Source organism: Paenibacillus sp. FSL R7-0313 (genome assembly GCF_037969885.1).
Lineage (GTDB): Bacteria > Bacillota > Bacilli > Paenibacillales > Paenibacillaceae > Paenibacillus.
Genome location: NZ_CP150219.1, coordinates 2742901 through 2766367 on the forward strand (window position 1 = coordinate 2742901; position 23467 = coordinate 2766367).

Annotated in this window: 21 protein-coding genes; 17 read left to right on the forward strand and 4 right to left on the reverse strand. The window is 44.1% G+C overall.

All coding sequences use genetic code 11. The features are described 5' to 3' along the window. Nucleotides 1-10: 10 nt before the first annotated feature. The 8 genes from NSQ38_RS12045 (at nt 11) to NSQ38_RS12080 (ending at nt 12150) form a co-directional block, all read left to right on the forward strand. Nucleotides 11-769, forward strand: a complete 759-nt coding sequence (locus tag NSQ38_RS12045; RefSeq protein WP_076320351.1) for a tRNA threonylcarbamoyladenosine dehydratase — start codon at nt 11-13, stop codon at nt 767-769. 433 nt (nt 770-1202) lie between these two features. Continuing rightward, entirely contained in the window at nt 1203-2501 is a 1299-nt protein-coding gene (locus NSQ38_RS12050; protein WP_339789394.1) for an NCS2 family permease, read from the forward strand. A gap of 73 nt (nt 2502-2574) precedes the next feature. Beyond that, complete coding sequence (locus NSQ38_RS12055) at nt 2575-4374, forward strand: ABC transporter ATP-binding protein (protein WP_339789397.1); 1800 nt, start codon at nt 2575-2577, stop codon at nt 4372-4374. Nucleotides 4375-4522: 148 nt separating this feature from the next. Then, the gene (locus NSQ38_RS12060; protein ID WP_339789399.1) at nt 4523-5188 is read left to right on the forward strand and encodes a TetR/AcrR family transcriptional regulator; all 666 of its coding nucleotides are present in this window, start codon (nt 4523-4525) and stop codon (nt 5186-5188) included. Between the two features lie 21 nt (nt 5189-5209). Beyond that, on the forward strand, nt 5210-6016 hold the full coding sequence (locus NSQ38_RS12065) for a DUF4097 family beta strand repeat-containing protein (RefSeq protein WP_339789402.1): 807 nt from the start codon (nt 5210-5212) through the stop codon (nt 6014-6016). A gap of 39 nt (nt 6017-6055) precedes the next feature. Next, nucleotides 6056-6226, forward strand: coding sequence for a hypothetical protein (locus NSQ38_RS12070; protein ID WP_176872515.1), 171 nt, complete (start codon nt 6056-6058; stop codon nt 6224-6226). 135 nt (nt 6227-6361) lie between these two features. Further along, nucleotides 6362-8542 carry a UvrD-helicase domain-containing protein gene (locus tag NSQ38_RS12075; protein ID WP_339789405.1) on the forward strand — a complete coding sequence of 727 codons (2181 nt, stop codon included), beginning with the start codon at nt 6362-6364 and terminating at the stop codon, nt 8540-8542. A gap of 248 nt (nt 8543-8790) precedes the next feature. Further along, nucleotides 8791-12150: an SIR2 family protein gene (locus NSQ38_RS12080; protein WP_339789408.1), complete on the forward strand. Its 3360-nt coding sequence runs from the start codon at nt 8791-8793 to the stop codon at nt 12148-12150. Between the two features lie 118 nt (nt 12151-12268). On the opposite strand, the gene NSQ38_RS12085 is transcribed toward NSQ38_RS12080, so the two are convergent. Together NSQ38_RS12085 and NSQ38_RS12090 are read right to left on the reverse strand one after the other, a co-directional pair. After that, nucleotides 12269-13171 (reverse strand): EamA family transporter, encoded by a 903-nt coding sequence (locus tag NSQ38_RS12085; protein ID WP_339789411.1) that lies wholly within the window; start codon nt 13169-13171, stop codon nt 12269-12271. Then, nucleotides 13168-13911 carry an SDR family NAD(P)-dependent oxidoreductase gene (locus NSQ38_RS12090; RefSeq protein WP_339789414.1) on the reverse strand — a complete coding sequence of 248 codons (744 nt, stop codon included), beginning with the start codon at nt 13909-13911 and terminating at the stop codon, nt 13168-13170. Before NSQ38_RS12090 ends, NSQ38_RS12085 begins: the two co-directional genes overlap by 4 nt. Nucleotides 13912-14047: 136 nt before the next feature. On the opposite strand from NSQ38_RS12090, the gene NSQ38_RS12095 reads away from it, so the two are divergent. Genes NSQ38_RS12095 through crcB form a run of 4 tightly spaced genes read left to right on the forward strand, consistent with a single transcriptional unit; the run spans nt 14048 to nt 17079 of the window. Next, complete coding sequence (locus NSQ38_RS12095; protein ID WP_339789416.1) at nt 14048-14938, forward strand: LysR family transcriptional regulator; 891 nt, start codon at nt 14048-14050, stop codon at nt 14936-14938. A 42-nt stretch (nt 14939-14980) separates the two neighbouring features. Continuing rightward, complete coding sequence (locus NSQ38_RS12100) at nt 14981-16288, forward strand: replication-associated recombination protein A (protein ID WP_091027662.1); 1308 nt, start codon at nt 14981-14983, stop codon at nt 16286-16288. 33 nt (nt 16289-16321) lie between these two features. Beyond that, nucleotides 16322-16723 carry a CrcB family protein gene (locus NSQ38_RS12105; RefSeq protein WP_339789419.1) on the forward strand — a complete coding sequence of 134 codons (402 nt, stop codon included), beginning with the start codon at nt 16322-16324 and terminating at the stop codon, nt 16721-16723. After that, the gene (crcB, locus tag NSQ38_RS12110) at nt 16720-17079 is read left to right on the forward strand and encodes a fluoride efflux transporter CrcB (protein WP_339789422.1); all 360 of its coding nucleotides are present in this window, start codon (nt 16720-16722) and stop codon (nt 17077-17079) included. Before NSQ38_RS12105 ends, crcB begins: the two co-directional genes overlap by 4 nt. A gap of 131 nt (nt 17080-17210) precedes the next feature. On the opposite strand, the gene mnmA is transcribed toward crcB, so the two are convergent. Next, on the reverse strand, nt 17211-18335 hold the full coding sequence (gene mnmA, locus NSQ38_RS12115) for a tRNA 2-thiouridine(34) synthase MnmA (RefSeq protein WP_339789425.1): 1125 nt from the start codon (nt 18333-18335) through the stop codon (nt 17211-17213). Nucleotides 18336-18656: 321 nt separating this feature from the next. Between mnmA and NSQ38_RS12120 the strand changes: the two genes are divergently transcribed. Then, the gene (locus tag NSQ38_RS12120; protein ID WP_076212458.1) at nt 18657-19076 is read left to right on the forward strand and encodes an Rrf2 family transcriptional regulator; all 420 of its coding nucleotides are present in this window, start codon (nt 18657-18659) and stop codon (nt 19074-19076) included. 177 nt (nt 19077-19253) lie between these two features. Here the strand turns inward: NSQ38_RS12120 and NSQ38_RS12125 are convergent, their stop codons facing one another. Continuing rightward, nucleotides 19254-19649, reverse strand: coding sequence for a hypothetical protein (locus NSQ38_RS12125; protein ID WP_339789427.1), 396 nt, complete (start codon nt 19647-19649; stop codon nt 19254-19256). 132 nt (nt 19650-19781) lie between these two features. Here NSQ38_RS12125 and NSQ38_RS12130 point away from each other — a divergent pair, with 132 nt between their 5' ends. From NSQ38_RS12130 to NSQ38_RS12145, 4 genes are all read left to right on the forward strand, one after another. Further along, complete coding sequence (locus NSQ38_RS12130) at nt 19782-20933, forward strand: cysteine desulfurase family protein (protein WP_339789429.1); 1152 nt, start codon at nt 19782-19784, stop codon at nt 20931-20933. A gap of 164 nt (nt 20934-21097) precedes the next feature. Next, nucleotides 21098-21619 carry a PRC-barrel domain-containing protein gene (locus NSQ38_RS12135; RefSeq protein WP_017686814.1) on the forward strand — a complete coding sequence of 174 codons (522 nt, stop codon included), beginning with the start codon at nt 21098-21100 and terminating at the stop codon, nt 21617-21619. Nucleotides 21620-21629: 10 nt separating this feature from the next. Continuing rightward, nucleotides 21630-21839, forward strand: coding sequence for a hypothetical protein (locus tag NSQ38_RS12140; RefSeq protein WP_017686815.1), 210 nt, complete (start codon nt 21630-21632; stop codon nt 21837-21839). Nucleotides 21840-22127: 288 nt separating this feature from the next. Then, nucleotides 22128-23195, forward strand: coding sequence for an AI-2E family transporter (locus NSQ38_RS12145; protein ID WP_091027676.1), 1068 nt, complete (start codon nt 22128-22130; stop codon nt 23193-23195). Nucleotides 23196-23467: the final 272 nt, after the last annotated feature.

Consider the following 23467-nt stretch of genomic DNA (forward strand, 5'->3'; position numbering starts at 1 on the left):
TCGATTCTCAATGCTCCATCAATTTTCAAGAACAGAACTTGCGATCGGACCAGAAGGTCTGGACACGTTGAAGAATAGTACAGTCGCTGTGCTCGGTATTGGCGGCGTAGGTGGAATTGCTGTAGAAGCTCTTGCCCGTAGCGGTGTTGGGCGCATCATTCTGATTGATAAAGACGTCGTGGACATCACCAATATTAACCGCCAGATTCATGCGCTGACCACGACAGTGGGACAGAAAAAAGCGGACCTGATGGTGGAACGTGTGAAATTGATCAATCCGGAATGTGATGCAATTGCATTAAATATGTTTTACACGGAAGAAACGTATGAGGAATTGTTCAAATATGAACTGGATTATGTGCTGGATGCATCCGACACGATTATCTACAAAATCCATCTCATTAAAGAGTGCCTGAAACGTAAAATTCCGATGATTTCCAGCATGGGTGCGGCGAATAAAATGGACCCGACGAAATTCCAGGTTGCGGATATTTCGAAAACGACCATGGACCCGATTGCCCGTGTTGTGCGTACCACACTTCGTAAAGACGGCATCAAAAAAGGTGTGAAAGTGGTCTTCTCGACTGAAAAGCCGATGAAACCGCGTGAGGACGTAACACAAAAAATCGTTCCCGAGAATGCTCCGGAAATTCGCAAGGCTAAACAGCCACCTGCGAGTAACTCATTTGTGCCTCCGGTAGCCGGACTGATTATGGTCAGTGTTGCGATTAAGGATTTGTTAGAAATTGCAGAGAACAAGCAGCAGTAACTTGCTGCCAACTGAAGAAGCGTGGATGCCGATAAGGCATCTGCGCTTTTTTGTGTGATCATACTTCGCAAGAGAGGAGCGGATGGGACGTCAATCGTCTATGATAGCCGAACTGTATTCCTAGATAAATGTCAGAGTTACGTCATGTACTTCAAAGTCAAAACCGTGTATGATATTCACTGCTGCGCGAAATGATGATACATACATAAAGATTTGCGGCCATATAAGCTGAATAAGATTTACACAAGAACGAAGAGGACAGAAGAAACCTGAAGAAGCAGAGCGCTCGCCTTTATCACCGGATTTGTACATTTAAAAAATTTAATCAAAAAATCTGGGGATAACAGCGATCGGAAGGTTGTTCTGTCCGCGTAGTGGTAGAGTGTAAATACTCAGTTATTCAGCCTATATAGAGAGAGGGGAATAGAACGAAATGAAACACGGATGGATGACCAGACGTCTTGGCATGGAGCCAGGAGACCAGTGGAAGAAGGAAATTGTGGCGGGAGCCATTTCTTATTTTGCCGTGGTCTATATCGTTATGGTCAATGCTACAATTCTTTCCGATGCCGGGATGCCCTTACAGGCAGCCATGGTTGGAACCCTGCTGACGTCTATTGCAGGCTGTTTACTCATGGCATTTGGCGGAAAATCACCGATTATCGTGGTACCCGGAATGGGGATTAATGCATTTTTCACGTATACACTTGTACATTCCATGAAATTAAGCTGGCAAGAAGCGCTGGCCGTTGTAACCGTTACAGGTATACTGTTTGCCATTGTTGCGTTTACGTCATTATACAAAATGATCAGCGAAGCAATCCCGAAAAATCTGCAGCATGGCATTACGGTCGGGATTGGTTTGTTTCTGACATTTATCGGTTTGCAAAAAAGTGGAATTGTTATCGCGCATCAGACCACGTTTGTTGCGATTGGGCATTTCAATGATCCGAATGTCATTACAGCCTGCGTTACGCTGGTGCTTGCCTTGATTTTATTTATACGGAACGTACAGGGTGGACTTCTGATCAGTATTTTGGTCGGGACAGGCCTTGCCTATGTACTTGGTGCTGTGAACCCGGGTGAATCCGTATCAGCGATGGATGCGCTGCGTCAATACGGTGGGTTATTTGGGGAATTGTCTTTGATGAAGCTGGCTGATGTCGCATTCTGGATCGCGGTATTTTTGCTACTGTTGATTGTGGTGTTCGAAAATATCGGATTAATTACTGCTCAGACACAGATGATTGGTCGTCCAGAGCGGTTCAAAGGAAGTCTGCGCGCACTATCCATTAGTACCGTATTGGCAGGCGTATTCGGAAGTAGTCCTCCTGTTGCTGCAGCCGAGACGACAGCCGGAATTGCCGCAGGCGGTCGCACAGGTTTGACTCCACTCGTTACAGCTGTATTATTCGGGGCTACTTTCTTCTTCATCCCACTGCTTGGATACATTCCGGACAGTGCAATTGCACCTATTTTGATCATTATTGGTGGCCTGATGGTGCAAGGTGTGAAAGATATGGATTTTGGTGACTTCACAGAGGCATTCCCAGCATTTCTGATCATGGTCATGATTCCATTTACATATAGCATCGTGGACGGTATGGCGTTTGGATTTATTGCCTATCCATTAGCGAAGCTGGCAGCAGGTCAAGGTAAACAGGTGCCTGTGGTCATGTATGGCATTTCCATCCTCTTTTTAGCCAATTTTGTGTTGCATGGAGTCTTGTAATAAGAAAAGGCAACGTCATGTAAATTCATACGTATGATCTCTGGTGAGCAGATGGAGAACGGGAGGAACGGGAATGGAAGAGCAGCAACAAGCAGGGCAGAATGACCAGAAGGTAGGAAAAAAGGGATTTAAGGATTTCGTCAAGCTTATCGCTTCCACGAACCCGCCAAAACTGATCTTGATTCTGGCCCTCATCTTAACTCTGATTCAAACTACAGCCGGACTGATTGTGCCATTGATGACCAAAGGTCTGATTGATGGCCTAACCACTTCGGCACTGAACAAATCTGTTATTTTGTTATTGCTTGGGGCATTTGTGATTCAGGCGATTGCCTCGGGCATTAGCATTTATATGTTAAATTACGCCGGACAACGCGTGGTCGCAACGCTTCGCACCAAGCTGTGGAACAAGGTCTTGTCGCTGCGAATGCCGTATTTTGATCGTAATCGGACAGGCGATACGATGAGCCGGATTACGAATGATACAAGCCAGATCATGACGTTGATCGCGGATTATCTGGTTTCCTTTGTGTCGAACATCGTTGCTGTTGTGGGTGGCGTGGCATTACTATTTTACTTGGATTGGGTGATGTCGCTCATTATCCTGAGTCTGGTGCCACTTACGCTGTTGATCCTGTTGCCGGTGGGTAAAAAAATGTACAAGATTTCCAAGAAACAGCAGGATGAGATGGCAGGTCTTACGTCCGTACTTAGCCAGGTTATTGGTGAGATCCGCTTAGTCAAAGCCTACGGCACGGAGAAACAGGAATCAGAAGCAGGGGATTCCCGGATTCGTAAAATGTTTGCTTTTGGCTTGCAGGAAGCACGTATTCTTGCTCTGATCGGTCCCTTGTTTACATTTGTCATGACTGCCGTATTGGTCGTTATTCTGGGTGTGGGGGGAATGCGTGTAGCGTCTGGACTGTTGTCGCCTGGTGAACTGGTTGCGTTCATTTTGCTGTTGTTCCAGGTCATTATGCCAATGGGACAATTCACGACGTTATACTCCCGTTTGCAAAAAGTTGTAGGTGCAACAGAGCGTATACAAGCTATTCTTGCTGATGAAGAAGAGCCACATGACAGCACCAAGGTAGCGCCAAAAGGAAATGAGACGATTGCATTCCATGATGTACACTTTTCCTATGTCACAGGTGAGGAAGTGTTGCACGGGATCAATCTGACGGTTCCCACACGCAAGGTGACGGCGATTGTCGGCCCAAGCGGTAGCGGCAAATCAACACTGTTTTCTTTGATGGAGCAGTTCTATATGCCCGATTCAGGCCATATTTCATATGGGGGACAAGCGATAACGGAATATTCGTTAGCCTCCTGGCGCAGCAAGATCGGGTATGTATCTCAGGAAAGTCCACTTATGGCGGGTACGATCAAAGACAATATCACATACGGATTGGGCCGTGAGGTCACGATGGATGAGATAAGGCGAGCTGCTGAGATGGCCTATTCTGCCGACTTCATAGACAAGCTGCCACAGGGTTATGACACGGAAGTGGGCGAGAGAGGAATCAAGTTATCCGGGGGGCAACGTCAGCGAATTGCTATTGCTCGAGCCTTACTGCGCAGTCCGGATATTCTTATGTTGGATGAAGCAACATCCAGTTTGGATAGCACCTCGGAGTATGAAGTACAACAGGCTTTGTCCAACCTGATGGAAGGCAGAACCACAATTGTTATTGCCCATCGGTTATCTACCGTTGTCGAGTCCGATCAAATTGTTGTATTGGAGCATGGACATGTTACCGGAACCGGAACTCATGCTGAATTGATCAGCAATCATCCGGTATATCGTGAGTTGGCACAGAAGCAGTTTGTGGCACAGGAAGGCAACGCAGCAATAGTACAAATAGAAGAGTAATCTCCATTATTGGAGGGTTTCCGTTATACCCATGAGGTATTTCAACGGAGATCCTTTTTTCTTTTTGTTTAAATTCCTCATATTGACATTAAGACCAACATAATCTATATTTTGGATACCGACCGTTGGTATGAATGAGGAGGAACTTATGGCCAGAAATAAATACCCTGAGCAGACACTGGACCTGATTCTGGCAGTCTCAACTCAAATGTTTACCGAAAAGGGATATGAAAAAACCAGTATTCAAGACATTATAGAAAAATTAGGTATGTCCAAAGGTGCCATATATCATCATTTCAAGTCCAAGGAGGATATCCTTAGTGCAGTGATGGAGAAGGAGCTTGGGCGGGCAGAAGACATGTTTATGGAACTCATCCAGAACACGCATGCTCCAAATGCCAGACAGAAGCTCATCAGTATTTTGGAAAATGTTATCGTTGATCCTGGAATTCAGTCTAACTCAATTGATCAGGTTCTTAGCACTCAGATCAAGAATCCGCAGTTTGTTCTTGGCGGCATAAGAAAAGGTATTCTGAAGGATGCCCAAATTATTGCCGACATTATGGAGCAAGGCAAGGAAGATGGGTCCATTTCAGTCGAATATCCGCTGGAGTGTGCTGAAATCTTCATGCTGCTCGTCAACATCTGGATCAACCCTCTTCTATTTGGAAGAGATCAGGAGCAGACAATGGAAAGGCTTAAGTTTTTGCAACACATGATGAAGCTCTTGGGAGCAGATATCGTTAGCGAACAGCTCATTCAGCGAATTACGAATCGCCATGCCAGCACAGGAGGCTATGCGGAGGCGGAATAAACATATACCTGATTGTTTGAAATGGAGAGGGAGAAGATATTGAAAAGTAGTGAGCCTGCCATATGCAAGAGCATAGACATTGATCAACCCATTCATGATATACAGTTAAATTGGTTGTCAGGAGATATCAGAGTTCTTCCGAGTGTGGATGAACAGATTCACGTTATGCAATATGCGGATGCATGGTTTTCCAAGCGAAGGCTGATGCAAGTTAACATACGAGGGGATACCTTAAGCATTGTGGACGGGAGAAAAAGGGGAGGACTCATCGGGTTAAATGTAGGTAGAACAGCATTGAAGATTCATGTACCAGCTCGGGTTTTTAACAGTATTTCGCTGATCTCCACAGGAGGACACCTCCGGTTGAATTCGCTTCTGGCCACTCGCTGTCAATGTAAGATCACCTCAGGTCGTGTAGATCTATCAGGGAGGATGGATGAGCTTGAACTGTGCGCATTGGCATCCGTAGTGAAAGGGCAGCACCTTAGTGCAGATAAATTCAATCTTCAATCCCATTCAGCCAAGATCGACATTTCGGGGGAGTTTCGTCACTTGCAAATTACCACATTAGGCAGAAAATTAAATATGGACTGTCTCAAGATGCCAGAGAAATTACATTCCGTATCCACAGGGGCAAAGGCAGTGGTTTCCATCCCAGATAACGAAGGTTTCCAAATTATACTTAAAGAAAGATCAGGAGCATTAAATAGTGAATTTGATCTGACTCCCCTTCATGGGGACAGCAATAATCTAATACACAAAAGTGGAAAAAGTGAATTCCAAGTGGATATTCGAGGAGGAGCTTTTCATCTGAAATCCAGGAAATGAGACACCGATTGTGTACTGAAAACCAAGGGGGCAGATATCATGGCTGGTTGGATCGTAGGAATTAGCTTTTCCTCCATCGTACTGCTAATTGGGATTTACGGCGCATTGAACGGCAGGCGCAGGCAGGCCAGAAACAAGTGGGCCTGGTGGTTTATTTTGTTTGGTTGTTGTGCGCTTGTCAGTGCCATCATTAATTATCAATTCAGATGAGCTCATGTCTTACAAAAGTAAGCCAGCAAAACGGATGTGGCTTTCAATTGCCCTATGTGATATAGTAAGTATCCTTTTGTATTTCCAGATCTAGGTGATGCAGAGCAAAACATATTCTTAGGAGGTAACTGAAACATGTCAGACAGCTTTCAAAGTGCCTATCAAGAAGAAGAGTACAGGTTAGAGCGAACGATGGAGGAAGTGGACAGTCAGCTGGAACGACTGCAGAACATTCCGGTGTATACCGGCCACGACTTCACAGAACAAGTGCTGGAAGCTGGACGCGAAGAGCGCCGCACCGCCTTGTCCAAGAGCGCGCAGCAACCCTATTTCGGACGCTTGGATTTCGAAGAACAGGGCAGTGGTGCACGGAAACCGCTGTATATTGGCAAAATCGGCGTAGACCGCGAAGAGGTGGGAGAGCATCCGCTCGTCATCGATTGGCGTGCTCCTGTCGCCAGCCTGTTTTACTCATTTACCGGAGGCGAAGCCTCCGCTACGTATGAAGCCCCGGAAGGGCTTATTGAAGGTCTGGTATACCTGAAACGAAACGTTGTCATTCGGCAGCGGATATTGGAACGTGTGGCGGATACATATAACCGTGACAGCGACCAGCCAGCGGTATCAGATGAATTCCTCGTTTATCGTCTGGGAGAGAACAAGGATAACAAACTCCGTGACATCGTATCTACGATTCAGGCGGAGCAGGATCTGATCATTCGTGCGGCAAGAAACACCGCATTGATCATTCAGGGTGTAGCTGGATCCGGGAAAACAACGGTTGCCCTGCATCGGCTTGCCTTTTTGCTGTATCAGTACAAGGAGCAGGTATCTGCGGAGAAAATGGTTATTTTTGCACCCAACCACATGTTCCTGGATTACATCTCGGATGTGCTTCCGGAACTCGGAGTAGGGGATATTCAGCAGCGGACATTCCCGGATTGGGCGATGAACCTGCTGGGGCTGGAGATGCCTTTGGCAAATACGTCGGATACTTTGAACACCTGGTTCGAAACACCTGATGCACGGCCTGAATTGAATGATGATGTACCTGGACGTTACAAAGGATCAATCCGTTTCATGGAGCTTATTCGAGAGTGGCTCTCGGGGATGGAAGCGGATTCCGTACCGGATATGGACTTCAGTCCATGGGATGGTAAGGTGCTTAGCAAGACGGAGATTGAGAACTGGTTCGGTGAGGAATACAAACATTATCCGCTGGCCAAACGCAAAGAACGGGTCATGGCGCGGGTTCACCGCTGGATTGAGATGGAACTTAAGAAACCGATGCCAGAAGCTGTGCGCAAAGAACGCAAGAAAAAAGCGTCTACTCGTGAGAAAGCTTATGCCAAAAAATGGCCTCAATACGAGCCGCTTACGTTATATAAACAGCTGTTCAAAGCTGCAAAGGGTGGCTCTGTGCCAGCCTCGCTCAGCGAGCTTATTCCAAAACTAGTCATGAAACAAACCGGAGCAGATCTGAAGCAGGATATCGTCCGTGAAGAGGATCTGCCTGCATTGGTATACATTCATACATTGGTCCATGATATTGAGGGTTCGGAGCGGTTTGATCATGTCGTAATTGATGAAGCGCAGGACTTTTCCCCTTTCCATGTGGCGTTATTGGATCAGTTCGTCAAAGGGCATTCCTTCACCATACTGGGTGACTTGTCCCAAGGCATTCATGAGTACCGTGGTGTTCATGCGTGGGAAGAGATGAGTTCTCTGTTTCCTGAGGAACAGAATGCATACTTTGCATTGACCCGAAGTTATCGTTCGACGATGGAAATTATCGATTATGCCAATACAATTCTGGAACGTGGCGTCAAGAGCGGGATTACGGCGATTCCTGTTTTCCGGAGTGGTGATCCGGTTCGGACGTTGGCTTATGGAGGAGAAGGGCGGACGGCGAGTCTGGAGCAGGCTTTGAAGGTGTTAACGGTCAAAGACTACCGAACCGTCTCCATCCTGACCCGTACACTGCATGAAGCAGAGGAACTTCATCGTGAACTTCAGGACGCAGGCTGGGATCTAAACCTGATCGATGGTGGCAAAAAGCAGTACACGGGTGGACACTCCGTTTTACCGGTCTACTTGTCCAAAGGGTTGGAATTTGATGCCGTTATTGTGGCAGACGTAGATCAGAAGCATTATCTGCCAAATGCGGGTGATGCAAAGCTGTTGTACGTTGGTTGTACACGGGCTTTGCACGAATTGTGGTTGTTCCATGACGGTGAACTGCCGATCTATGCGGCTGCAACACATAATCCCGATGGCGAACCCGTAACCATTCAGGGTTGGCCAGAGATTGGGTGAATAAAGTTTGTTTATGCAATAAAAGGCATGACGTTCATTGGAATTTCCCATAAACGCTTGCCTTTTTTTGCTTTTGTGCGAAAAAGTTTAATGGTTTTGAAAAATAACATGTATGTAAGAGGGATGGATGAATACGAAAAATCAGTTAATTATGTAATTCACAGTTAATATTGAAAAATCACATGGAATAATTATAGTCTAGATGGTAAAATTTTGTTATGAAAAATTTCTTGGGAGTTGTAGATAATATGGAAGAAACAGATAAAACAAAAAAAATAATGCTAGATGATGGAATACTTGAAATTAAACAAGTTTGTGATGAAATGCTACACTTAAAGAAAAAATCTCCTTACTTTTTTCTTGTAGGAGCAGGGATCTCTTCTCCTAGTGCACCTTTAGCAAGAGACATTATAACTCATTGTAAAGAACATGCATTGAAATATAATAGAGAACTTACACCAGACAGTTCTTCTGTTCAAGATGCATATTCTGATTGGTTTGAATTAGCCTATCCTAATCGATTTCAGAGACAAAACTATATAAAAAATATTCTTCATAATCGTCCTATTAATCTCGCGAATATAAAATTAGCACATTTATTGTCTCAAAAAGTAGTAAGTAATTTAGTTATTACTACTAACTTTGATGATTTTTTATCAAGGTCTTTAAGTATGTTTGGAATACAACACATTGTTTCGGATCATCCGCACACTGTAGAAAAAATAGATCCTGAAAACAATGAAATTCAAATCGTACATATTCATGGGACTTATTGGTTTTATGATTGTTGCAATCTAAGTGGAGAAATCATTGAAAGAGCAGAACGCCAATTAAATACTAACCGAACTATGGCATTTTTCATTGATTCATTGCTCTATAGACGTGTTCCAATAGTTATTGGGTACAGCGGATGGGAAAATGATGTCTTTATGCAAGCATTGAAGAGAAGACTTGAAAGTCCGTTACCTTTTAACTTGTATTGGTTTTGTTATACTGAAAATGACATATACTCTTTACCAAAATGGCTTCGGTTTAATAGTGATGTAAAGTTTGTTGTACCTGATTCAAATATTGAACAACTTCCACAAGAAAATCTCGATCAAATTTTACTTGGAGTAAAAGATTCTGTTGAAAATAATGGTTTTCTTGATGCTAAAGAAGTATTTGAACAATTCATCAATAAATTTAACATTGAATCTCCAGAAATCACACGTGATCCTATAGGGTTTTATGTGAAGTCCTTAAATAGTTCGGTTGACAGCGATAATTTGAGTGAGAATGAGGACGGTAAGTATTTTTTCAAAGAAGTTATTGAGAGACTAGAAAGAGCTAAGGCAAGTAAGGAATATACCACAAATTTATTTTTAGAAGAACTTAAAGAGTTACTTAAGAAATCACAATACGAAGAATTAATTAATAAAGTACAAATGAATTATAGTTACTCAATGTTTGATTTTCAAGAGCATGTGGAATTGCTGAATGTTATCTTATCTGCTTCTGATAAATTATATGAAAATTACGAAGGGTACGATTTAATAAAAAAAATATCAATGGAAGTTATTACAAGAAGTAAGAAAGATAATGATTTGAGCGTTATAAAAAAAATCATTTGCAAAGCATTATTAGGTAAAGGAGATATTTTGCAAAAAAAATTATCTTATGATGAAGCTTTAGTGGTATATGATGAATTAATCTTAAATTTCATTGAGGAACAATTTGTCTATTACGTGGTTCGAGCAATATTTCGTAAAGGTCTTATCTATGAAGGCATGGAAAAATTTCAAGATGAAATCAAAGCTTATAATTTAATTATTGAAGAATATTCAGATATTAAGACACAAAATGTTAGGAATATAGTAGCAACATCCTATCTAAAGAAAGCTACAACTATGTTTAAAGAAAATACCGACATAATTGAATCTTTAGAAGTTCTAGATACATTTAAACTTGAATTTTGTAATGATAGTCATCCGAAAATTCAACACTTTATATGTCTATCTCTATATATAAAATCAATAATCCTAAATTCTAAAAATCTATTAGATAGAGAATTAGAAGTTTATAATGAAATGCTAATTTTATTTGGTGAAAGTGAAGAACTCAATATAAAAGAGACAGTGGCTAAATCCTTAAAGAATAAAGGAGAAACTTTGACCAAACTTCAGCGACATAATGAGGCATTAGATACGTTTGATGAAATTACGAAAAGATACACTGATGATGATGAGTCGTCTTTGAAAGAACTTGCGGCAAATGCAATGATGAATAAAGGACGATATTTACATAATATTGGTAATCATAGTGAAGCGATTAAAATGTATGAAAAAATTCACAAATATTATAGCCAGTCAGATCAAATATCAGATACTGTACAGCTTAAGAAAGCTGATACATATGTTGCAATGGGAAATTTTAATGAAGCTGTGACTGTATACGATGAGATTATTTCTACGGTTGAAAAACTTAATAATTCGAATGTAGATTTGTTCGCACAGTCTTATTTAGGTAAAGTATTTGCGTTAGCGAAGGCAGAGAAGTATGAATCCTCTAATACGGTTATTGACACTTTTATCGAAAAAGTCCAAAAAATTAAAGAAATAAAGGTTAAGAGATATGTTGCATTTGCATTATCTAATAAAGCTCTAAATTTTACAAATTTGGAGGATGATTCGAATGCGCTTAATATTTATAAAGAAATCATTATGAAATTCAAAAACTTTGGTAAAGATAAAATATTAAATGAAATAATTCAAAGCAGTTTTTACAAAAAAGCATTGACTGTGGGGAGACTAGGAGATGAATCAAAATCAGTTAAAGAATTAAATTCTCTTTATATCAAATTAAAGGACGAAACAGAGTACGATTTGAGAATTATAGCAAAAAAATCTTTATTATCTAGAGCAATAGGATTATGCAATTTAGAGAGATATGAAGAGTCTCTCATGACACATGATTTAATAGAGAGTACTTATTACAGTGATACAGAATTACATGAGGAATCATTTGAATATTCATTTAAAATTAATAAAAGTGATTGCCTGAGAGGTTTGGGGAAATTAAAAGAAGCACTTGAATTATTTTTGGATATTAAGCAATTAATTGGAACTATGAGTCAAGATTACTTCGCGAGTATTCTTGGTGAGATCAACTCTATAGGTTTCGAAGCCTATACTACTAAACAGTATGAATTAAGTAAAAATGCCTTTATGTTAGCTTTTAATTGTGGATCGGAAATTTCAGGATCAAACCTATCTTTTATGGTTAGAAGAGGGGAAGTAACTGGAAATAACGTACCGAGTCACGAGGTTTTACTAGCTCCAGCTTTGAAAAATAATGAACCTTTCGCTATTATCAATAAGCTTTTATTAAATATCATGGAAACGAATAGTGAAGAGTGTAAGAATTTAATTGAGAAAATTGATGATTTTACTGGAATACTCCATTGGTGGAGTCAGTTGGCGATTAATGATGATCCAGAGGGGCATCTAGTTATTGGTTTGTTGACTAGAGCTAACTTGGTCTCTGATCCAAATGGTATGTCATTTAAAGAAAGATTTGACATTGTAGATATTTCGGGTATGGGGATACCATCGTGGCTAAATGAATAATTGCAATTTCTTATGCCAACTCTGCCTCTTGCACAAGTAAAGAAAAACGTGCCTCACCAAACATAGGTGAGGCATTATCGATTTAATCTCCCAAGGAAGAAAGACAGGGAGAGTTTAGTTAGGGTACCCTATTTCTCAATCTGGATGAGCGACGGTTCACCAGGAATATGCCAACACCAATAAATAAACCACCTGCCAATGCAAACCACTGAACGTGCTCTCCCAGCAAAATCCAACTCGATAGTACACCAAAGAACGGTGCCAGAAACAGATACGAACTGGTTTGGGCTGGGTCACTATTCTGCAGCAGGTAAAACCAGAGTGAAAACTGAATGATGGAGCAAACAAGCGTTAACCAGAGCAGCGCCATAACCGAGGTGGTATTCATTATAAAGTGAGGCTGTTCAGTCCATACGCTCAGCAGAAGCAACGCAGCACCTCCAGCAAGCATCTGATAGGCTGTTAAGACAAAAGTATCATAGCCATTACCCCAGCGTTTGATGAGCAATGTGGACACGGCAAAGGAAATCGCTCCACCAAATCCAATCCAGGTTCCGGGGCTAAAGCTCATCTGCCACCCAAAAGTTAACATTATCCCGATGAAACCGAGTATAACACCGATCCACTGACTGAAACGGTAGATCACTCTATATAAGAGAGCACTGAGGATAATGACCAGTAGCGGATTGGTAAACGTAATAATGGCGGATTCACCGGATGTAATCCAGTTCATGCTGTAGTAGGCACAGCCCATCACTCCTGCGGATTGGAACAAGCCAATGAGGGTTATTTTCAACCATGACTGCCATCCATTAGGTAAAGGACGTTTACGAAGGAACAAGGCCATCAAGCCACCTGCCAGTATATAACGTATGCCCATGAGCAGGAAAGGTGGGGCATATAACATGCCGATCTTGCCAACTGGAAAAGAAGTACCCATGATTAGCGTTGTCAAAATGATCAATAGTGTATATTTCAGTGGTTTGATGACCCGGGTATCTTTATCATGACTGGAGCTCATAACGTCTGTCCGCTATCTACAGTAATTAGCTGCCCGGTCATGGATTGCTGTTCCAGCGCAGCACAGATCATGTGTGCGATATCTTCAGGTGAGGCAATATGTTGTAATAACACTTCTCCGCCGAGACGATACATTCGCTCCTCGTTTCCAGCCCACCACCTTGTAGCAACTGCGCCCGGAACGATAGCATTCACCCGAATGTGTGGTGAGAGTGCGTGCGCAAGTGACAAGGTCAGCCCATGAACTGCCGCTTTGGAGACGGCGTAAGGGAGGGAGGAGCCCGAGCCCGTACTGCCTGCGATGCTGCCCAGATTTACGATAGAACCACCGCCAGCCTGTCTCATGCCTTCCGTCACTGCACGAGCGCAATGAAACATGCCTTTCACATTCACATCAAGCAGCTCATTCCAGACGTCATCTTTAACAGACTCCAGATCGTGCATGGGGATATGGTGCGTGATTCCGGCGTTATTTACAAGTGCAGTGATTGGGCCGTAGGTTTCAGTTATTGTAGTGACCATCCGCCGGATATCAAGATCATTGGCTACATTGGCTTGAACGGCGAATGCATTGCCTCCTGAATCCAAAATGTGTTGGACTGTATCGTTTGCTGCATCTCGTGAGCGGGAGTAGTTGATGGCAACCGACGCTCCACGCTCGGCTAGTATCAGACTTACAGCACGGCCTATGCCTGTTCCACCACCTGTGATCAGAGCAACTCTATTTTTCCAGTATGTCATGTTGAACACTCCTTATCATCACCCAGTCAGCTGACTGGTTTGGGATCTACATGAATTGTAGTCCGGTTTACACATGAAGTATAATGATTGGTAATGAAGCGGATATCATTTTGAATGATGTCAGAGTGGAGGGACCATGGAGAGCGGGGATCTTAGAATATTTCAGTGTGTTGCACAGGAAGGGAATCTGACCAAAGCTGCTTCTAAACTGGGGTATGTGCAATCCAACGTAACGGCACGAATCCGGCATCTGGAAGCAGAAGTAGGTACAACGTTGTTCATTCGTCATAACCGAGGCATGACGTTATCTCCAGCCGGAGAAATGTTGCTGACCTATGCAGATAAAATTATTGGTTTGCTGAATGATGCTTCCAAGGCACTTCGGGCGACGAGCACACCATCGGGTCCAATGCGAATAGGGTCTACACAAACCGCGGCGGCCGTGCGACTACCTGAACTTTTCGTCAGATATTATAAACAGTATCCAGGTGTCTCCTTGTCACTGGTTACTGGTAATTCGCAGGTGCTTATGGATCAGGTTATTGGGTATGAATTGGAGGGAGCATTTATAGGCTGTCCCTGTGATCATCCTGATATCGTTTCTATTCCCATATTTGATGAGGAACTATTTGTTGTCTATTCTGGTATGGGTCCTACGGATGAAGATCTTAAGAGTAAACCCATTCTTGTCTACAGCATGGGGTGTTCCTATCGTCAGGTTTTGGAGGAATGGTTAGAGGTGGGTGGTGTTACCCGCCCAGTAATTATGGAATTCGGAACCCTTGAAGCGATTATTAGTGGGGTTACTTCAGGTATGGGAATTTCCTTATTACCAGAGATTGTGATTAGGCATCAGATCGAAAATGGATTACTGCGCACGCATACACTCCCCGTCGGTATGAATCGTATGATGACTCATTTTATTACTCGCAAGGATGCCTTTGTCAGCAGTGCACTTCATGCATTTATGGCTATGTTACCGCGAGAGTATGATATGATAGAGAGTGGAGAACCATCAGAAGTGTAATTGTATTCAAGGCAAGGCAATCCGTTAAGGAAGTGATGAGCAATGGATTTATTTTCGTTTCAGCAAGACTCAAAACCACAAGCTAGATTGCTCGCAGACCGCATGCGGCCAGAGCATCTGGATGAATATATTGGACAGGAACATATTATTGGACCGGGGAAATTGCTCCGGCGCGCCATTGAGGCTGATCAGATATCATCCATCTTGTTATACGGCCCTCCGGGATGCGGTAAGACAACCCTTGCACATATTATTTCTCAGCAAACGCAAGGACAGTTCGTTCGACTGAATGCAGTGGAAGCTTCCGTCAAGGATGTGCGTGAAGTCATCGAACAGGCGCAAACGAACAAACAGCTGTATGGAACCAAAACCATTCTATTCCTCGACGAGGTACATCGGTTTAACAGTTCACGTCAGGATGCGCTATTGCCAGCGGTAGAAAAGGGCACGATTATTTTTATCGGTGCAACAACAGAGAATCCCTTTCATTATGTCAATGGAGCCTTGATGAGCCGTTCTACTCTGTTCCAGCTAGAATCGCTAAATAAGGATCATTCCCTAATTGCAATGCGCAGAGCATTGAGTGATGCGGACAAAGGTCTGGGGTTCATGGAACTGCAGGCGGACGATGAGGCGCTTGAGCATATTGCAACGATGGCCAACGGAGATATTCGGCGTGCGCTTAACGCGCTTGAACTGGCTGCGTTGACCACGCCACCGGAGAAGGATGGGTCCATTCATATTACGCTTGGTGTAGCAGAAGAGTCTATTCGACGCCCCATTGTGAAGGCAGATGAATCCACCCAGTATGATGTGCTGTCTGCATTTCACAAGAGCATTCGGGGTTCCAGTGATGCGGCGCTGTTCTGGTTTTTATACGCGGTGGAGAAGCTCGGCATGGACCCGATGACCTTCATTCGGCGTCTGATTGCAGCGAGCAGTGAAGATATTGGACTTGCGAACCCGCAAGCCATGACTCAGGCGATTGGAGCGCTTGATGCGTACCGAAATAACGGCTGGCCCGAAGCCAAGCTGAACATTGCACAAGCGATTCTGTTTGCGGTCGAAAGTCCAAAATCCAATGCGGTGTATACCGCCATTTCCAAAGCCATGAACGCCATTGATGAGGTAAAATCGGCAGAAGTTCCGCTTCACTTGCGAGATACGCATTACTCTGGTGCCGTGAAGCTTGGACATGAGGGTTATCAATATCCACACAACTATCCGGGGCATTACGTGAAACAAGAATATTTGCCGAAGCAGCTCTCACGGAGAGTATTCTATGAGGCCACGGAGCAGGGGAACGAATCGAAGATTAGGTTAAACCAACAGCGGCGTAGGGATTTGTAAGATCAGTCAGATCACTCGGGAGATGCACATAACATGAAAGAGCTTTTGTATATAGGGGCAGGTGGATTTCTCGGAACAGTGACCCGATATGCCATACAGTTGGCGATACCAACTGTCAATGGGGGGTTCCCTTGGGCAGTGCTGTTAATCAATGCGATGGGCAGTCTTTTTTTAGGGTGGTTCTTTACCATAGCTGTTCCAGGCAAAATAACACCACAACTTCGACTGGCGATTGGCACAGGTTTTACTGGCGCATTTACAACATTCTCCACGTTTACACTGGATATTGTTCGTTTATCCGAAGGGGGCGAATGGATCAGTGCCGCTATTTATATGATCGTAAGTCTGTTGGCAGGGTTGTTGCTCTGTGCGCTGGGAATGAGCCTTGGACATCGTATGTTGGGAGCACAAAGACAAGAGGGTGATGCCTCATGATCCTGTGGATTGGTTTTGCAGGTGTGCTGGGTGCGGTACTGCGTTTCAGTCTGGGAAAATGGGTCTCTGGCTTGCTGGGAACGGCTTTTCCATGGGGAACATGGATCATCAACATCAGTGGTTCACTGCTGCTTGGGCTGTTATACGGGTGGCATCAATCTGCAATGATCTCAGATGGAATCTGGGTGATCTGGGGAACCGGGTTCTGCGGTGCGTACACCACGTTCTCCACCTTTGGCTATGAAACGCTAGGACTTATGGGTCGACAACGATACGTAAGCGCGGCGCTCTACGTCGTCAGTTCGGTTGTAGTTGGGGTGTTGGCCTCCTTGGCAGGAGTCTGGTTGACTGCATAACGAACTAATTTTATTTTTTTTGCAAAGAAAAGCAGGAAAAAAGCCATCCTTCATGGTATACATGAAAGACGGCTTTTTTAATAGGGATACACGGTATTGTGTATAATCCGCATTTTAATGGACAAGCTCTATTATTGCATTGCGGGTACAGGTACCTTTTGCACCTGATCGATCGTACCCCCACCCAGGCAGACCTCTCCGTCGTAGAAAACAACGGCTTGTCCTGGCGTAATGGCTTTTTGCTGCTGATCAAATTGTACATCCACACTTCCATCTTCCTGCCAGGTCAATGTAACACCTTGATCCGGCTGACGATAGCGGAATTTGGCAGTACAACGGAATGGCACATTAGGCATGTGCTCTGCACCGGCAATCCAGTTCACACCCGTAGCGGTTAGACCCGTGGAGTACAGGCTTGCATGGGCATCGCCCTGAACAACAAGCAATTGATTTTTCTCCAGATTCTTGTCTGCAACGAACCAGGGTTCACCATTGCCGGAACCACCAATGCCAAGACCTTGGCGTTGTCCAAGTGTGTAGTACATCAGACCGTCATGACGACCTTTGACTTCACCGGTTGCGATATCAACCATGTCTCCACCTTTGGCAGGCAGATAGTTACTCAGGAACTCTTTGAAATTACGCTCACCGATGAAGCAGACACCTGTGCTGTCTTTTTTCTTGGCAGTATACAAACCAGCAGCTTCTGCGATTTTGCGTACTTCCGGTTTGGGCAGATGACCAATCGGGAACATGGCTTTGGACAGCTGGTTCTGATTGAGTGCGTTAAGGAAATACGTTTGATCCTTATTGTTGTCCACACCACGAAGCAACTTGAGTGTGCCATCTTCTTTAATCAGGCGAGCATAGTGTCCTGTAGCTACATAATCTGCGCCGAGATCCAGAGCTTTGTTCAGGAATTCACCAAATTTGATCTCACGATTACACATGACATCCGGATTTGGCGTGCGACCCGACTTATATTCATCAAGGAAATAGGTAAATACTTTATCAAAATACTCTTTCTCGAAGTTGACAGTGTAGTAAGGAATGCCGATCTGTTCACATACGCGGCGTACATCCTCTGAATCTTCTTCAGCGGTACAGTGGCCGAACTCGTCGGTGTCATCCCAGTTTTTCATGAAAATGCCGATGACATCGTACCCCTGCTCTTTCAGCAGCAGTGCGGTAACGGAAGAATCGACACCTCCGGACATGCCAACGACGACCCGTGTATTTTCAATTGTTTTGGACATCGTTATCACCATTTCTATATATAAATGTGTTTCGTTTCTTATTCTAGCATAACCGGACTCAAGATACGATACACCCGGCCAATTTTGGATAGTGTCCACCAGAGGCGCACATTTTGGAATATCGTCAATCTTTCTTTTCCATAAAGCATGCAGATATGTTAACATTAGCTGAGGGTTATGATCGGAATACGGAGGATTAGAAGGTTTATGCTAATCTCAATGCATCTCCGCTGTGGACAGATCGTGAAACATACGGTCATGGACCATAGGATTAAATATAAAGTTTCCAATCGTTTCTGAAAATTGAAAGAGGTGACTCCTTTGAAAATATCGACAAAAGGCCGTTACGGCCTCACAATCATGATGGAGCTTGCTGCCAGAACAGGCGAAGGCCCTACATCACTTAAAAGCATTGCCGAGCGCAACCAGCTTTCGGAGCATTACCTGGAGCAACTGATTGCTCCACTACGTAATGCAGGACTGGTGAAAAGTATTAGAGGTGCTTACGGCGGTTATATCCTTGCGGGTGATCCTGCAACCGTGACTGCAGGCGATGTAATCCGTGTACTGGAAGGGCCAATCTCTCCAGTAGATTTCACAGAGGAAGATGATCCGGCGAAACGTGATCTCTGGTTGCGTATTCGTGACGGCATTGCGGAAGTGTTGGATTCCACAACACTGAAAGACCTGATTACCTTCCAGGATCAGGACAAAAAAGACAGCTACATGTTCTATATTTAAGATCATTAATTCGCATCACAGAAGACACAATAAAGCCCCCAACTTGGGGGCTTTAGACATGCCAATGGGTACTTTGTTCTTCAATTTCTACAGATCATCTTAATTGAGCAGGGCTATGTATTCAGCCGCGTGATTTACAAGATGGTCAAGTGTGAATTTAACTGGATCACTTGTAAATCAGCGACTTTTTAAAGTTTCTATATCAGCTTCCATGCGTAACTGACGGCGATTCAAAATATCAATGCTGTGCTGATGGGTATTCAATTCGGTAGTTACTTTGCGTTCAGAGGCGGATTGGGAAGCGTCAAGACGTTTCGTAACTGTCAATGTTTCCAGAACAGCTTGTTGAAGAAGCGGAATGTTTTTAGTTTGTTCCTCAATGGTGTCCAATCTGCTTTCCATGGTATTCAGTCTGTCATCGACAGTGTCTAGTCTGCTCTCTACGGCACCGAGCCTCTCTTCCATAGCATCAAGCCGGCGGTCTATTTTTCCAAGATGTCCATCAATACTGTCGAATCGTTTGTCCATTTGTTGAAGCTGATTCAGAATCTGCCCGAGAATGGGGTCACTCATGTCTCTCTCTCCTTTTTGAAATGGATATATAACATTATACACGAAGATGTGACAATAGAGCATCCGTTTCAGTTTCCAATTTTGACAGTTTGCCATCAGATAGAAATTTAACATATAACGGGGTGAAGATAAATGAAACGAATTTATTTGGATCACGCCGCATCGACACCTATGCATCCACAAGTCGCAGAAGCGATGATGAACGTCATGACAGGACAATTTGGCAATGCATCAAGTATCCATGCCTTTGGGCGTGAGGCCAAACGGACTGTCAGCGGAGCAAGGGATGTCATTGCGGCGTCTTTGGGCTGTTTCCCGGACGAATTGGTATTCACCGGAGGCGGCACGGAGAGCGACAATCTGGCAATCTTTGGAGTAGTCTCATCCAGGCAGGATAAGGGGAAACACGTCATTACGACTGCAATTGAGCACCATGCTGTCTTGCATACGTGTCAGGAATTGGAGCGGCAAGGTTATGAAGTAACCTATCTATCTGTGGATCGTTATGGACGAATAAATTTGGATGAGTTGCAAGAGGCCATTCGACCGGATACGGTGTTAATCACCATGATGTATGCCAACAATGAAGTAGGCACGATTCAGCCGATCCGCGAGGTAGGTGAGCTTGCCCGTCAGCATAATATCCTTTTCCATACCGATGCAGTTCAGGCTCTGGGCAGCCAGAATATTTCCTGTAAGGAACTGCCTGTGGACCTGATCAGCTTCTCAGCGCATAAAATCAACGGGCCTCAGGGTGTGGGTGCACTCTATGTACGGCGAGGAATTGTGCTGGAAGCAAGAGCTCACGGTGGATTGCAAGAGCGTCAGCGGCGCGCTGGTACGGAAAATATCGCAGGTATTACCGGATTTGCAGAGGCTCTCAAGATTGTATCAGCTCAAACGGATGTGCATCGTCAGCATGATTTGGAATTGCGTAAACTTTTGTTGGAACAGCTTGAACTTCATGTGGGTACGGAGCACTTTCATGTGAATGGACACCCGGAGCATACGCTGCCAAACATCCTGAATATCAGCTTTCCAGAAGTGTCCACAGAGACGATGTTAATGAATCTGGATATGGAAGGGATTGCTGTTGCAAGCGGTTCGGCCTGCACTTCCGGGTCACTTGAAGTCTCTCATGTGCTGAAAGCGATGAAATTACCTGAAACATTTTTACACTCTGCGATTCGATTTAGCTGGGGATTGGGTAATACTACGGAAGAAATCATGATAACCGCCGAAAAAATTGGAACCATTCTTGGACGTCTGCGTAATAGACCCTAAGGGGAACTTTACACATGGAACAGAAGGAGGGAAGAAGTTCCATTTCATCGGTTGGATAGAAGCGGTTTTGATGATCGGCGTCTGATTGCCACTCATCAACTTTGGGCATACCTAGCAATAGCGCCGCGCCTATTTAATGATAAGAAGATGAGGGGGACCCAGCGATGAAGCTTCAGGAAATGATCGGACTTGCCGTTTTTGATGTTGAGGACGGGAAGCAGGTCGGTAAAATCCAGGATTTCATTGTGAATGATGATTGGGAGATCGAAGGCATTGAGCTTGAGAACAAAGGTCTGTTTACCAATCATGTCAAAATCGTGCAGTGGCAAGATATCGTTGCCTACGGCGAAGATGCCGTCATGATCCGTAATCAACAGGCTGTCCGCAAGACGGGAGCCGACGACATAAAATACACGTACCTCCTCGGTCGGTCTAAGTTGAAGGAGATGTCCGTGCTCACCGAAGAAGGTTTGCTGCTCGGGCGTGTCTCCGATGTTTATTTTGACCAAGAGTTGGGAAATACAATAATAGGGATTGAAATTACGGACGGTTTTGTGTCCGATCTGATCGAGGGCCGCAAATGGCTGCCATGTACAAGCGATATGTCCATCGGGGAAAGTGCCATTATGGTGCCGTCTCTGAGTGAACAACGCTTGGAAAATGCCATTCATTCTGTTAATGGATAGGTGAATGAATATGAAATGTCCAAACTGTAGTTCCAAAGATATCGGGAAAATTGGTTCCCACCAGTTTTATTGCTGGGGATGCTTTATTGAATTAACGGTGAACGGTGAGAAAATGTCTGTATATCAGGTGGAAGAAGACGGTACGCTGAGTTCCCTGGATGATTTGTTTTTCGGGGACGAGCTGCCACAAGACTTCCCTCATCTTCACGCTTCTTCTTAATAAGCAGAATAACTTCCTCTATATGCGGTTTCATGACAATGTCTGTCATGAGAGGCTGTCGTTAATTGTTGGCAGATGTATATAGATGCGGTTACATAGGGCTGGTGTATGTATGATTATATGCTAACCTATACTGCAAAATGCGCTTCCTTCTCTGATGAAGGAGGCGTTTTTTGGTTTGAGGAAAAAATGTTCGGATTGCTCCTTTCCACTTCTGCGCTGTGTTAATAAATATTACCTTTCCTACATATACTGACTCTCAGAGCCAGTCCAAAAGGAGAGATGCAAGTGGAGCAATTAACCAAAAACAAGCTGTTCCGTTACGCGATCTGGCTGCTGCTCGGATTGATCATTTTATATTTTATATGGCTGCTGCGGCCTTTACTGCTTCATATATATGCTTTCCTGAAAACAGTGCTGGCACCCTTTATCGTAGCCCTTATCATATCCTATGTACTTAATCCGATTGTCAGCATGCTGGGAGGGCGCAAGGTGCCTCGTACGATTGCGGTACTCCTCATATATGCCTTTTTCCTGACCTGTCTCGGTGTCATTCTGATGAATGTCATTCCGGTATTGATTGAACAGCTGGGGGAACTCAACGAGCATATGCCTGAGCTATCCATGCGTGCCCAGAGCCTGATGAACAATATGGATCACAAATTAATGCCGCCAAGTGTGCGAACAGGCATGAACAGTTGGTTTTTTCAGATGGAGGATCGACTAACTCAGGGAATTACCGTGCTCATGGACAATATCGGGGCGACCATTAATGTGTTATTTAATGTGTTTATCGTGCCATTTCTGATCTTTTACATGTTAAAAGACTTTGAGGTATTCGAGCGCACCATTGTAGCGTATCTTCCGCGTTCACGTCGTAAAGCGATTGTCTCGGTGATGAAAGAGATCGATACTGCACTGGGGAACTACATTCGGGGACAGTTTATTGTCTGTGTCATTGTTGGTATCTTTGCCTACATTGGTTATATCATCATTGATATGCCGTATGCCCTGCTGCTTGCAAGCATTGTAGCTGTGTTTAACATCGTGCCCTATCTGGGGCCGTTCCTTGGAGCTGCTCCTGCTGTGGTCATGGCATCAACCGTATCGTTTAAAATGGTGCTACTTGTTGTCATTGTGAACACACTGTGCCAGGTGTTGGAGAGTAACGTTATTTCTCCTCAGGTGGTGGGACGTACGTTGCATCTGCATCCACTGTCGATTATATTTGCACTGCTCGTCGGAGGTGAACTGGCAGGCATTGTAGGATTAATTCTGGCAGTACCTGTTTTTGCCGTGCTGAAGGTGATTGTGCAACACTTTTTCGCCTATTACATCAAACGAAGGACCGACTAAATAGCAGGGTTAAAACATCAACGAGGCCGCGTTGACACCCGCTTGTGCTACCGATATAATGAGTGTGTATGTTGAGAACATGAAATCGATGATGAAATAAAGTACGCCGAGGGTTCCTTTCCTCAGAGAATAGACTTCATCGGATCAGGGTGAGCCTGAACTGATGGCTGGAAGAGTCTTGAAAGATGAAGCGGCGGAAAGCTAATTTCGGAGTGCAGGACAACCCTGCCGGGAGCGACCGTTATTTCGCATGAACGAGGAGATTGTTTGTT